Consider the following 12,402-nt stretch of genomic DNA (forward strand, 5'->3'; position numbering starts at 1 on the left):
TACAATTAATTTTTATTATTGTCAACAAATTTATGTAAATTATATTTTTCATATTTATGAATATTTTATATTTTTTTCGTATTAGTCAAAAATACTTGACATTTTGTCAAGTAAAGTTGTATAATAATAATAGGAGGGATTCCTATGAAAAATAAACTAAAGGTTTATAGAGCTATGTTTGATATGACTCAAGAAGAATTGGCAAAAAGAGTAGGTGTATCACGACAAACTATTAATTATATAGAAAAAGGAAAATATTCACCATCTATATTGTTAGCTTTAAAAATAGCATATATATTTAATTGTAAGGTGGAGGATTTATTTATTTTAGAAAGTGAGGATTTGAATGAAGAAAATTCATTTGCATTTAAAGGAGGTAATTAAAATGAGAAAATATTTGTTTATAATTGAAATTGCTCTTTTATTTTTAATAACAATATTAGTATCATTGAATTACTGGTTTTCGTTGTTATATTTAATAGTTATTCTAATAGAAATATATAAAGATATATTTTCAAAAAATATTGATGAAATGGATAGATATTTAAGGTACAAGACATCAAATATTACATTATATATTGTAATAGGAGTTTCTGCATTCTTTTTAACAATGGATTTTGTTCCAGAAAAAGAACTATTAATCTTTTATACATTATTCCCATTATTATTGAAGAATTTATTATACATTGGTTATATGTTTAATAGAGAAAAAGTGATAAAAAGAACTGGGTATACTATATTTCTAATATTAGCATTATTCACTATATTATCACATGGATTTTCTGTAGTAACTTTGATAGAAATGTCACCATGGTTACTGGTATTATTTGCAACGTGGTTAGCAGTTAGATATAGGATTTTAGGGGCAATAGTTTTTTTTGGTGCAGCAGCTCTTTTAACATTCCTTATATTTAAAAATGAGGTTGATTCTGCACAAATATTAACCTTTTCATTAATAGTAACCCCTTTATTATTTTTAGGTTTTCAAACTATAAGAAAGGAGTGAGAGAGATGAAAAAAATTATTATTATTTTTATTTTAATCTTATCAATATTCTCTTTTTCAGCCACTTTTTCATATTCATTAGGAATAGCCGTATCTGGAGCTTTGTTTCCATATTTTGGTGTCTATTACAACATGGATAATATTCAAATTGGTGGGTCTTTAGGGTTTATTTTTGGACCAGATGAAAAAAATCCAGAACAATGGAATTATATGTTTTCTCCATCTTTAAACATTGACTACTTTGTTACTAACAATCTGTCTATAGGAGTTAACACAAGAGTGCTTATTGTTGTACCATATCAGTATGAACAATTATATATGTCAGGTGTTGGGATAAAATACGGAATTCCTGTAATTAACAATAAAATCAATTTATCTGTATCGGGTAATTTTATACTTCCATTCAGTGCCGGAAAAAGAGCATGGGAAAAGGGAAGAGATATGAATCCTTTAATACCTATACCGTTTATTCAAGGAGAATATGAGTTTTAAAAAAGCGAGGCCATTTGCCTCGCTTTTATGTTATAATATTAATATAAGTTGCTGGAGGTGTAATGATGAAAAAATTGAAACGATTACCAATAGGACGAAGTGATTTTAAAAGCATAATAGAAGATAATATGTATTATATAGATAAAAGCATGCTGATAAAAGATATAATAGAAAGTGGTAATGTAGTATTAATAACCAGACCAAGAAGGTTTGGAAAAACATTAAATATGACCATGATGAAATACTTTTTTAGAAACGATCAGGATAATAAACATTTGTTTGAGGGATTAAAGATATGGGAAGAAAAAGAGATAAGAGAAAAGTATTTAAATAAGTATCCTACAATATTTATTTCATTTAAAGATTTAAAACAACCAAATATTGAAGATATGATACTATCTTTAAAAGAGATCATATCAAGTTTATATAATAAATATACATATCTTTTAGAAACAAAAGAAATAACCCAATGGGATAAAAAGAAAATAGTGGAAATTCTTGATAAAACTGCTAATAAAGCCTCATTTGAAAATAGTATAAAAAATCTAACAGAATATTTATATCGCTATTATAAGCAAAAAGTGATATTATTAATAGACGAATACGACACTCCAATACAACAATCATATTTAAACGGATACTATAATGAATTCATAAATTTTATGGGAAATATATTAGGAAATGCATTAAAAGACAATGAGTATTTAGAAAAAGGAGTATTAACAGGAATAACAAGAGTAGCAAAAGAAAGTATATTTACAGGAGTAAATAATCTTCAAGCATCAACAGTATTGAGTGAATTATTCAATGACAAATTTGGATTGACATGGGAAGAAGTAGAAGAAACATTAAAATATTATGGATTAGAATATGAAAAAGAAAAAGTAATAGAATGGTATAATGGATATAATTTTGGTGGAAAAGAAATATACAATCCATATTCAATAATAAATCTGGCAAGAAATAATGGTGAAATAAAATACTATTGGATAAACAGCAGTGGAAATGAATTAATAAAACAATTAATAAGACAAAGTACAGCAGAAGTAAAAACAAAAATAGAAGAATTAATAGAAGGAAAAGAAATAGAAAGTAGTATAGATGAAAATTTAGTATATGGAGATTTAGACAAAAGCACAGAAGAAAGCATATGGACATTATTTCTATTCACAGGATACCTAACCTGGGTAGAACATGTAGGAGAAGAAGGAGAGCCAAAATATAAACTGAGAATAACTAATAAAGAAACAAAAAGATTCTTTGAGAACACTGTAATAAATATATTAGAAGAAAATAAAATAGAATATGAAAACATATTGTTATTACTAAAGCAAGGTAAAAAAATAGAATTTTCTGAAAATTTTAAAAGAATGGTAGAAGAAACAATAAGTTATTTTGATGTAAGTGGAGAAGAACCAGAAAGATTCTATCATGGTTTAATCCTTGGAATGATAGTAGGATTAAAAAATAAATATATAATAAAAAGTAATAGAGAAGCGGGATATGGAAGAGCAGATTTAATATTAATACCTAAAGAAAAAACAGAACCGGGAATAATATTTGAATTCAAAAAATATAGTGTAGACTTTGATAAAGATTTAAAAGACAGTGCGGAAAAAGGATTAAAACAAATAGAAGAAAGAGGTTATGAAAAGGAAATAAAGAGTTACGGAATAGAAAAAATTATAAAAGTTGCAATTGCTTTTTATAAAAAGAATATAGAAATAATTATAAAATAAATGGAGGAGATAAGATGGAATTAACTGGAAGTCAAATATTTACTTATGGAGCTTTAGCTAGTTTAATAGCAGGTAGTGCTACTGCCCTTGGAGCCATACCTATATTTTTTATGAAAAAACAAATGACAGAAAAACAATTGGATATGGCTTTGGGGTTTGCAGCCGGAGTAATGCTTGCTGCTACAATGTTTTCATTAATTGTTCCAGCAATTGACCTTGGTGGTATTACTATAACAGTCATTGGTATTATTGTAGGTGCTGTTATTTTAGAATTAATGGATACTTTTGCACCACATGAACATTTTTTAAAAGGTCATGAAGGTCCGAACATGGCAGTTGTAAAAAAAGTATGGTTATTTGTTATAGCTATTACTTTACATAATTTTCCAGAAGGTATGGCTGTTGGCGTAAGTTTTGGTGGTGGTACAACAGAAATGATTAAAAATGGTATTATTGTAGCAACAGCTATTGGAATACAAAATATTCCAGAAGGAACAGCTACTGCAGTTTCATTTTTAAAGGCCGGTTATTCTAAAAAACAAGCTTTTTGGTATTCTGCATTTTCTGGATGGGTTGAACCTATAGGTGGAGTTATTGGTGCAGGATTTATTGTTTTAATGAGACCAGCTTTGCCTTTCTTTCTTGCGTTAGCTGCAGGAGCTATGTTATATGTAATTAGTGATGAAATTATTCCAGAAACACATTCACACGGTTATGAAAGAGCTGCAACATTCTCTTTAATTACTGGATTTTTGGTAATGATGATTCTTGATAATGCACTTGGATGATACGGTGATTATAAATGGTGTATCTCTGGTTAATAATTAGAATTACATTATTAGGTTATGAAAGAATTGCTGGAAAGAAAATAACAACCCATGAAGATGAAATTCTATCTTCATGGGCATTTTTCTTTTTCTCTTTTTTAGCTTTTTTCCCATTTTTTAATCACATAAGTTTTATTTCATTAAAATCCGCTATCTTTAGTGGAACTATATATGCATTTTCATTCTTTTTATATGTTTACGCACTTGCAAATGAAGATGCTTCTGTAATCGCTCCTTTATACAATATGAACGTTATTTTTTTGATAATCACTACTGCTATTTTTTTAAATGAAAAAATTACTATTACTAAAATTTTGGGTAGTTTGTTAATGTTATATGGCGTTTCATTTTTAAAGAAAGATAATAATTTAAAGGAGTCATATAAAAATATTTTAAAAAGCAAAGGTGCTGTGGCAATGTTAATTTCTTCTGGATTAATGGCAATAGGTAGGACTATAGATGGATATTTCATAAGAAATATTGATTCATTAAGCTATTCGATTTCGATATATTTAATAGTTAGTATATACTTTTTTATAGTTACTATGATAAAATATAAATCAATAAAACCTCATATAAAAATTATTAAAAACAAAATTTCTCCTTTGATAAGTGGAGGAATTTCTAATGCTTATTCATATATTGCATTGTTAAATATGTTTAAGTATATTGATGTTAGTATAGCAGAACCTGTTTCTATGAGCTCTGCGCTTATTACTGCATTTTTTGCAAAATTTATTTTTAAAGAAAAAGTCGCTATTAGAATTTTAGGAACAATATTATTAATCTTAGGAGCTTTTATTATATATTTATAAAAAATTTTAAGGAGTTAATATGGCTAAAGAAGATTATAAAATTAAAAGGCTTGGTCAGGTTTTTACACCAGAAAATATCGCACAAAAAATGATTAAATTAATAAAAAGAGGAAACAGAATATTAGAGCCATCCTGTGGGGATGGTATTTTTATTCGTTTACTCAAAAATAAAGATATTATTGGCATAGAAAAAGATTTAGAAATAACTAATTGTCTAAAAATGGATTTTTTTGATTATCCTGTTTCAGAAAAATTTGATACTATAATTGGAAATCCACCATATGTTGCTTTTAAAGATATTTTAAAAGATACAAAGAAAAAACTACCTATGGAAATTTTTGATAAAAGAGCTAATTTATTCTTATTCTTTATATATAAATCATTTTTACATTTGTCAAAAAACGGTGAAATTATATTTATTACCCCAAGGGATTTTTTTAGTCTAACCTCTGCTATAAAATTAAATAATTTATTATTTGAAAATGGAACTATTACTGATGTAATTGAGTTTGGTGATGAAAGAGTTTTTGGTTATGAATTCTCACCTAATGTTATTATATGGAGATACGAAAAAAATAATTTTGATAGAAAAGTAAATTATAATGGTGAAATACGATATTTTTATAATGTTGAAGGTCATTTCTTGTTTTTAAAAAATAATGATTATACTTTAAAACTTAAAGATATAGCATATGTAAAGGTTGGTGGAGCCAGCGGAGCAGATAAGATATTTACTCATGAAAGCGGTAATATAGATGTTGTTTGTTCATATACAAAAAGAACAGGAAAAACAAAAAAAATGATATACAATATGGTTAATGATCACTTATTAAAAAATAAGAAAAAATTAATTAAAAGAAAGATTAGAAAATTTAACGAGGAAAACTGGTATAAATGGGGTAGAGATTTTTATATTTCTGATAAACCAAGAGTTTATGTAAATACAAGAACCAGAGATACTAAACCTTTTTTTCTTCATAATTCTATATATTATGATGGTAGTATATTGGGGATTTTTCCTAAAAAAAATATTGATATTATGGAATTTAAAGATATGCTAAATATTGTAGATTGGGAAGATTTGGGGTTTGTTTGTGATGGAAGATATATTTTTAATCAAAGAAAATTAGAAAATACATTATTACCCAGCTCTTTTGAAATATTTAAATAATATTATTATTTTATTTTGATTTCATATTTAAATGTGTTATAATTAGTATAACGAATTAAAATTCAGGAGGGGTTAAAATGGAATATAGAAGACTTGGAAAAGCTGGTATTAAAGTGAGTGAATTGTCTTTAGGTTCTTGGCTTACATTTGGAAATCAACTGGATGTTGCAAATGTAAAAGCTTGTATGAGAGAAGCTTTTAATCATGGAGTTAACTTTTTTGATAATGCAGAAGCATATGCAAATGGATTATCTGAATCATTGATGGGTTTAGCTTTAAAAGAATATAGAAGAACAGATTTAGTTATTTCCACAAAAATTTTCTGGGGTGGTAACGGCCCAAATGATAGAGGTTTATCCAGAAAACATATTTTAGAAGGAACTTGGGAATCACTAAAAAGATTGCAACTTGATTATGTAGATTTGATTTTCTGTCATAGACCAGATCCAGAAACACCAATTGAAGAAACTGTTTTAGCAATGGATTATGTTATAAGAAATGGCTTAGCGATGTATTGGGGTACTTCTGAATGGAGCGCTGAACAAATAGAAGCTGCTCATAAAGCTGCAAAAGAATTAAATTGTATTCCACCTACCATGGAACAACCACAATATAATATGTTCGTAAGAGAAAAAGTAGAAAAGGAGTTTAAACCATTATACGAAAAATATGGTCTTGGTTTAACTACCTGGAGTCCTTTAGCAAGCGGTTTATTAACAGGAAAATATAATAATGGTATTCCAGAAGATAGTAGGTTGGCTAAATTTAAGAGTTTAGCTGAACGTATGAAAGAAAATGGTTTATTGTCAGATGAAAATATTGAAAAAGTTAAAAAATTAAGTAATATCGCTAAAGATTTAGGTGCATCAATGCCGCAACTCGCTTTAGCCTGGTTATTAAAAAATCCTAATGTTTCTACAGTTATTACTGGTGCAAGTAGAGTAGAACAAGTTAAAGAAAACATGAAAGCTGTTGAAGTAAAAGAAAAATTAACAGAGGATATAATGCAAGAAATTGAAAAAATATTAAATAATAAGCCAGAATAATAAAAGGAGAGCTCGCGCTCTCCTTTTATTTATTATTATCTTCCAATTAAAATCATATATTTGACTTGTAATATGTATATATTATGATAAAATAATATGGATACTAATAAAAATGGAGGATAATATGAATTATATTTTGCAAATGAAAAAGAATATTACTAGAGAATATATATACTCTTTTTTGAATAATTTTAATTTGTTAAGTACTGTTTGGATGTTATATTTAGCGTATAAGGGCATGAGTTTAACTCAAATTGGATTGCTCGAAGGATTATTTCATGTAACTTCATTTTTAATGGAAATACCTACTGGATCTGTTGCAGATATTTTTGGAAGAAAAACTAGTAGAGTTTTAGGAAGAGTTTTTTGGGTTATATCTAGTATTACAATGTTATATGGAAATAACTTTTTCCATTTTGCATTAGCAATGGCTTTAATGGCATTATCATATAATTTAGAATCTGGAGCAGGACAAGCTTTAATATATGATTCTTTAAAAGAATTAAATAAAGATAATGAATATATGAAAATCGCTGGTAGAATTGAACTTTTAACTCAAATTGGTATGATTAGTGGATACTTATTAGGCGGTTATATTGCCAAAATTAAATATGAATATGTTTTTATATATGCTTCACTATTAGGATTAATTACAATAATACATTCTCTTACTTTTAAAGAACCAAAAATAATAGAAAAGAAAGAAAAAACTACATTTAAAGATGTTTTTGTTAATGCCTATAATAGTTTCATATTATTAAAAGATAAAAAGGATGTATTATATTTAATTTTTTTCTCTGAAGGTATGTTAGTTGTTGGAACTTTATTTTTCTTTTACTTACAAAATTATTTTTTATCACTTGGAATAAATCAATTTCAAATTGGTATAATAATGGCTTTATCAGGGATTTTTAGTGCTATAATGTCATTTTTTACTCACAAGATTGAAAAGAAATTTGGCTTAAAAAACTTATTAATCTTTATTCCTATTGCCTATTCATTATTATCATTTGGATTAATATCAAATATTCCATATATTTTTAATATACTATTAGGAGGTTTAAATGGAATATTATATATTGTATACATTGATTATGTAAATAAAAGAATACCCAGTGAAAAAAGAGCCACAATATTATCTATGTGTTCTATGGTATATAGCTTATATATGATTATATTTTTTCCAATTTTTGGAAGAATTGCGGATATTTATTCTTTTAATATTTCATTTATTTCTGTATCTATAATTCTGTTTATATTAAGCATTATAAACGGTATTATTTTAATTAAAAAATAATATATATATAATGGCTGCAATGCGGCCATTTTTTTTTGCAATTTTTCTAAGGAAACTCTAAGCAAACACTAAGTTTTCTTTAAGGATTATAAGTTATTATACTAGTGTCGAAAGACAAAAACAATAAAAAAACAAAAAATACTGTGGAGGTGTTATTATGAAAAAATTTTTAACTGTATTATTAGTCGGTGGTTTGATGGCAGGTTCTATTTTCGCTTTTAACGCTAATGCTCCTAGAGTAAATCAAGATCCTAATGCTGCCCCTATTTATCAAAATTATCAAGGTACGCGTGGTGGATATATGTTCAATGAAGAAAATATGATTACAGTTACTGGCACCATTGATTCTATTGAAGAAAATAAAGATTTCCCTGGTATGTTGGAAATTAAAATCAAAACAGATAATGGTGACTTTGTAGAAATTCATGCAAATTCTTATTTCGCAAAAGATTTAGAAGTAGGTAAAAATATTGAAGTAAAAGGTTGGGAAATAGAATTCAATAATGAAAAAATATTTAGACCTGTTGAGTCCAAAGTTGATGGTAAAGATGTTGTTTTAAATGGTTTTAGAGGCGCTGCCAGGGGTATGGGAGTAAATACTCAATTACCAGGTTACACACCAAAGGCTCCAGTTGCAAATCAAGGATTTAGAGGAAGAAATATGAATCAAGCTCCAAGAGGGAGATACATGAATCAAGTTCCAAATGGAAATTATAATTTTGGACCAAGAGGAAATTACCAAATGCAAAATAATTGTTATGGACCACAAACTCCAAATGGAAACTTTGCTCCTAGAGGTAACTTCCAAATGCCAGGATATCAAGGACAACAACAATATCCAAATCAACAACCTATGCCAAGAGGTAGATGGTAATCCATATATTATATAAAGCGAGGCTCTTGCCTCGCTTCAGACTGTTGACAAAATAAAATATGAAAAAATAATATGAGAGAATCCTTGAAAATTCCCGAAAAAATGTGAATGGAGCCATGTATATCATTGTAATTCAAAAATAAAATGAATGAAAACTCGAAGATTGCCTGAAAAAATTATGAATAATGGTTTCCAAAATCACAGGGATGTGATTTTGAGTGAAGCCGAGCATGGATGCGAGTCTGAACGGAAACCGAGAATGATTAATTTTTTCAGATCAGCAATCAAGCGTTTGAATGAGTTTTATTTTGATTACAACTTTGAGGATTTAGAATTTTCACCTGGTGAAGAACATTATTTTATAATTTTCTTCATTTTTTCAGAAATCAATCAAATTTATTCATATATAATTCTATAATTCTCACCTATACCAAATGCTGTTAATTTCCCACCATATACACAACCTGTATCTATATCTATACTAATAATATTATTATTTTCATCCTTATGAAAATATACATCATACTCTCCAGTTATATAAAATGTTGGAGTATGACCATGAATTACTATATAATCTTCATATCTTTCATTTTGCATATAAAAGTCATTTCTTATCCATAATAAATCTCTTTCACTTTGTTCTTCTAATTTTACTCCATACTTAACTCCACCATGAACAAATAAATATTTCTGGCCATTTATTTTTTCTATATGATATAAATTCAATGATTTTATAAAATCCATATATTTATTTTCTATATTATTTTCAAAACTTTTTAAAGTGTATGCGGCACCATTTCTAAACCATACACCTTCAGCATAAATGCCTCTTTTTTCTATATAATCAATCATCATATCTTCATGATTTCCTTTTAAAAATATAGCTCTATTTTTTAGTTTGAATAGTAAATCGAGGACCTGTTTAGATTCCGGTCCTCGATCAATATAATCTCCCAGGAAAATGATTTTATCATTTTCTGGTATTTTTCGTATTAATTTTAATAACTTTTCATACATTCCATGAATATCTGAAATTGCCCAAATCATTTTAAAAAATTGCTTTCATTATCAAAATCCAAATTGATGAAACTATAATACCATATAAAGGAGAAAACACCCATTCTTTAGATTTTTCTTTAACTATAAAAAATCTGTATAATAATCCTGCTAATATTGTAACCAATACCCATTCAATTTTGAATTTACTAATAAAAATATATATAGCCAATCTTTCTGACGCACCTGCTGTATCTTTTATTTGTTGATCAATTATATTATATGTTCTTTCAATAAATGAGCCAAAACTTGTTGCAAACATCATACCTATAATATAATAGATAAATTCATTTGATATATATGAATTAGTATAAGCTTTATAAAATACTAAATTTATAATTAGAGCTATTGCTAAGTATAGTAATTCTTTTTTAAATGTTGTACCCTTTGTTCTATAAATATCAATAAAAACGTGATAAGATGCTAACACCAAAAAAGCTATTATACCTAATGGTGTTTTTAATGAATCAAATGTAAAGGCTAATATTGCTAAAACACTCCATACAATATGTGTTATCAAATTATTTCTTACTTTTAATTTATCAGAATATACATTAGAAAATGCATGATCTGCAACAAAATGGGATAAAAATCCATGTAAAGGTATCATTATTTCACCTGCTTTTTAGCCACCATATTTTCTACAAAGTATTGATGGACTGAAGGATCATCTTCTATTTCTGGATGAAATGACGCAGCTAATATATTGTTTTCTCTTACTAAAACGGGTGCGTCTTTAAATTCTATTAATTTTTCAACACCATTACCATATTTTACTATTTTTGGTGCCCTTATGAACGTAACTTTTATCTCATTTCCATTAAATTTTAAAACTTCTTCAAATGAAAACACCTGTCTTCCATATGCATTTCTTTCAACATATATATCTATTAATCCCATTGTTTCTTGTTGTGGATAATTAGCTATACCTTTTGATACAACTATCATACCTGCACAGGTTCCAAAAATAGGAAATCCTTCTTGTGCTTTTTTCTTTAATTCTTCCCAAATACCTGTTTTTTTCATTAATTTAGAAATAGTTGTACTTTCTCCACCAGGAATTATTAAACCTTCAACTTCATTTAATGTTTCTACCGATTTAACTCTAACTGGTGTATGTCCAATTTTTTCTATCATGTTTGCATGTTCTCGAATATCTCCTTGAACAGCTAATACACCAATTTTCAAGTTTACCATCCTCTTTCTTGTAATTTTACATCTAATTGATCAATTTCTAATCCTTCCATTGCTTCTCCGATATCTTCACTAATTTGAGCTAATTTTTCTGGATCATCATAATGTAATACAGCTTCAACTATTGCTTTTGCCATTTTCTTTGGTTCTTTTGATTTGAATATACCTGATCCAACAAATACACCATCTGCACCTAATAACATCATTAATGCAGCATCTGCAGGTGTTGCAACTCCACCAGCTGCAAAATTAACTACAGGCAATCTTCCTAATTTTTTAACTTCTGCTACTAAATCTACAGGTGCACCTATTTGTTTTGCATATGTTACTAATTCCTCTTCTGGCATATTTTGAACTAATCTTACTTCATCCATTACCTGTCTCATATGCTTTACAGCTTCTACAACATTTCCTGTTCCTGCTTCACCTTTTGTTCTTATCATTGCTGCACCTTCTGCAATTCTTCTCAATGCTTCACCTAAGTTTCTTGCACCACATACAAATGGAACTTTATAATCGTGTTTATTTAAATGATATTTATCATCTGCTGGAGTTAAAACTTCTGACTCATCAATAAAATCTACGCCTAATGCTTCTAAAATTCTTGCTTCTGCTATATGTCCTATTCTTACTTTAGCCATAACAGGAATAGATACTGCTTCCATAATTTCTTTAATTTTTGAAATACTTGCCATTCTTGCAACTCCACCAGCTTTTCTAATATCTGCTGGTACTCTTTCAAGAGCCATAACCGCTACAGCACCTGCTTCTTCAGCAATTTTTGCTTGTTCGGCTGTAGTTACATCCATAATTACACCGTTTTTAAACATTTCAGCAAAACCTTTCTTTACAACCCATGTACCTTTTTCCATTTTATATTCCTCCC

The 12,402-nt window shown here is 27.7% G+C and carries 14 protein-coding genes; 10 read left to right on the forward strand and 4 right to left on the reverse strand.

Annotated elements, in window-relative coordinates; all coding sequences use genetic code 11:
* Positions 1–144 precede the first annotated feature (144 nt).
* From JRV97_RS04900 to JRV97_RS04945, 10 genes are all read left to right on the forward strand, one after another.
* Positions 145–384: a helix-turn-helix transcriptional regulator gene (locus tag JRV97_RS04900; protein ID WP_281000749.1), complete on the forward strand. Its 240-nt coding sequence runs from the start codon at positions 145–147 to the stop codon at positions 382–384.
* 1 nt (position 385) lies between these two features.
* Positions 386–1,006 (forward strand): hypothetical protein, encoded by a 621-nt coding sequence (locus JRV97_RS04905; protein ID WP_281000751.1) that lies wholly within the window; start codon positions 386–388, stop codon positions 1,004–1,006.
* A 5-nt stretch (positions 1,007–1,011) separates the two neighbouring features.
* Positions 1,012–1,497, forward strand: coding sequence for a hypothetical protein (locus JRV97_RS04910; RefSeq protein ID WP_281000753.1), 486 nt, complete (start codon positions 1,012–1,014; stop codon positions 1,495–1,497).
* Positions 1,498–1,562: 65 nt separating this feature from the next.
* The gene (locus tag JRV97_RS04915) at positions 1,563–3,236 is read left to right on the forward strand and encodes an AAA family ATPase (RefSeq protein ID WP_281000755.1); all 1,674 of its coding nucleotides are present in this window, start codon (positions 1,563–1,565) and stop codon (positions 3,234–3,236) included.
* Between the two features lie 14 nt (positions 3,237–3,250).
* A complete protein-coding gene (locus JRV97_RS04920) occupies positions 3,251–4,024 on the forward strand; it encodes a ZIP family metal transporter (RefSeq protein WP_281000757.1) in 774 nt (257 codons plus the stop codon).
* 14 nt (positions 4,025–4,038) lie between these two features.
* Complete coding sequence (locus JRV97_RS04925; protein WP_281000759.1) at positions 4,039–4,878, forward strand: EamA family transporter; 840 nt, start codon at positions 4,039–4,041, stop codon at positions 4,876–4,878.
* A 19-nt stretch (positions 4,879–4,897) separates the two neighbouring features.
* The gene (locus JRV97_RS04930; protein ID WP_281000762.1) at positions 4,898–6,049 is read left to right on the forward strand and encodes a class I SAM-dependent methyltransferase; all 1,152 of its coding nucleotides are present in this window, start codon (positions 4,898–4,900) and stop codon (positions 6,047–6,049) included.
* 77 nt (positions 6,050–6,126) lie between these two features.
* Positions 6,127–7,095, forward strand: coding sequence for a potassium channel beta subunit family protein (locus JRV97_RS04935; RefSeq protein ID WP_281000764.1), 969 nt, complete (start codon positions 6,127–6,129; stop codon positions 7,093–7,095).
* Between the two features lie 124 nt (positions 7,096–7,219).
* A complete protein-coding gene (locus tag JRV97_RS04940; protein WP_281000766.1) occupies positions 7,220–8,392 on the forward strand; it encodes an MFS transporter in 1,173 nt (390 codons plus the stop codon).
* Between the two features lie 157 nt (positions 8,393–8,549).
* Complete coding sequence (locus tag JRV97_RS04945) at positions 8,550–9,266, forward strand: hypothetical protein (RefSeq protein ID WP_281000768.1); 717 nt, start codon at positions 8,550–8,552, stop codon at positions 9,264–9,266.
* A gap of 396 nt (positions 9,267–9,662) precedes the next feature.
* Here JRV97_RS04945 and JRV97_RS04950 read toward each other — a convergent pair whose 3' ends face one another.
* The 4 genes from JRV97_RS04950 to pdxS are packed head-to-tail and all read right to left on the reverse strand — an operon-like array spanning position 9,663 to position 12,388.
* Positions 9,663–10,313: a metallophosphoesterase family protein gene (locus tag JRV97_RS04950; protein WP_281000770.1), complete on the reverse strand. Its 651-nt coding sequence runs from the start codon at positions 10,311–10,313 to the stop codon at positions 9,663–9,665.
* 1 nt (position 10,314) lies between these two features.
* The gene (locus JRV97_RS04955; RefSeq protein ID WP_281000772.1) at positions 10,315–10,932 is read right to left on the reverse strand and encodes a hypothetical protein; all 618 of its coding nucleotides are present in this window, start codon (positions 10,930–10,932) and stop codon (positions 10,315–10,317) included.
* Complete coding sequence (gene pdxT, locus JRV97_RS04960) at positions 10,932–11,510, reverse strand: pyridoxal 5'-phosphate synthase glutaminase subunit PdxT (protein ID WP_281000774.1); 579 nt, start codon at positions 11,508–11,510, stop codon at positions 10,932–10,934. Before pdxT ends, JRV97_RS04955 begins: the two co-directional genes overlap by 1 nt.
* A gap of 2 nt (positions 11,511–11,512) precedes the next feature.
* Complete coding sequence (gene pdxS / locus JRV97_RS04965; protein WP_281000776.1) at positions 11,513–12,388, reverse strand: pyridoxal 5'-phosphate synthase lyase subunit PdxS; 876 nt, start codon at positions 12,386–12,388, stop codon at positions 11,513–11,515.
* Positions 12,389–12,402 lie beyond the last annotated feature (14 nt).

This window comes from Marinitoga aeolica, assembly GCF_029910535.1.
Taxonomy (GTDB): domain Bacteria; phylum Thermotogota; class Thermotogae; order Petrotogales; family Petrotogaceae; genus Marinitoga; species Marinitoga aeolica.

Coding starts and splice junctions, on each gene's coding strand:
- JRV97_RS04900 (WP_281000749.1), top strand. CDS start 145: ATGAAAAATAAACTAAAGGTTTATAGAGCTATGTTTGATATGACTCAA.
- JRV97_RS04905 (WP_281000751.1), top strand. CDS start 386: ATGAGAAAATATTTGTTTATAATTGAAATTGCTCTTTTATTTTTAATA.
- JRV97_RS04910 (WP_281000753.1), top strand. CDS start 1,012: ATGAAAAAAATTATTATTATTTTTATTTTAATCTTATCAATATTCTCT.
- JRV97_RS04915 (WP_281000755.1), top strand. CDS start 1,563: ATGAAAAAATTGAAACGATTACCAATAGGACGAAGTGATTTTAAAAGC.
- JRV97_RS04920 (WP_281000757.1), top strand. CDS start 3,251: ATGGAATTAACTGGAAGTCAAATATTTACTTATGGAGCTTTAGCTAGT.
- JRV97_RS04925 (WP_281000759.1), top strand. CDS start 4,039: ATGGTGTATCTCTGGTTAATAATTAGAATTACATTATTAGGTTATGAA.
- JRV97_RS04930 (WP_281000762.1), top strand. CDS start 4,898: ATGGCTAAAGAAGATTATAAAATTAAAAGGCTTGGTCAGGTTTTTACA.
- JRV97_RS04935 (WP_281000764.1), top strand. CDS start 6,127: ATGGAATATAGAAGACTTGGAAAAGCTGGTATTAAAGTGAGTGAATTG.
- JRV97_RS04940 (WP_281000766.1), top strand. CDS start 7,220: ATGAATTATATTTTGCAAATGAAAAAGAATATTACTAGAGAATATATA.
- JRV97_RS04945 (WP_281000768.1), top strand. CDS start 8,550: ATGAAAAAATTTTTAACTGTATTATTAGTCGGTGGTTTGATGGCAGGT.
- JRV97_RS04950 (WP_281000770.1), bottom strand. CDS start 10,313: ATGATTTGGGCAATTTCAGATATTCATGGAATGTATGAAAAGTTATTA.
- JRV97_RS04955 (WP_281000772.1), bottom strand. CDS start 10,932: ATGATACCTTTACATGGATTTTTATCCCATTTTGTTGCAGATCATGCA.
- pdxS (WP_281000776.1), bottom strand. CDS start 12,388: ATGGAAAAAGGTACATGGGTTGTAAAGAAAGGTTTTGCTGAAATGTTT.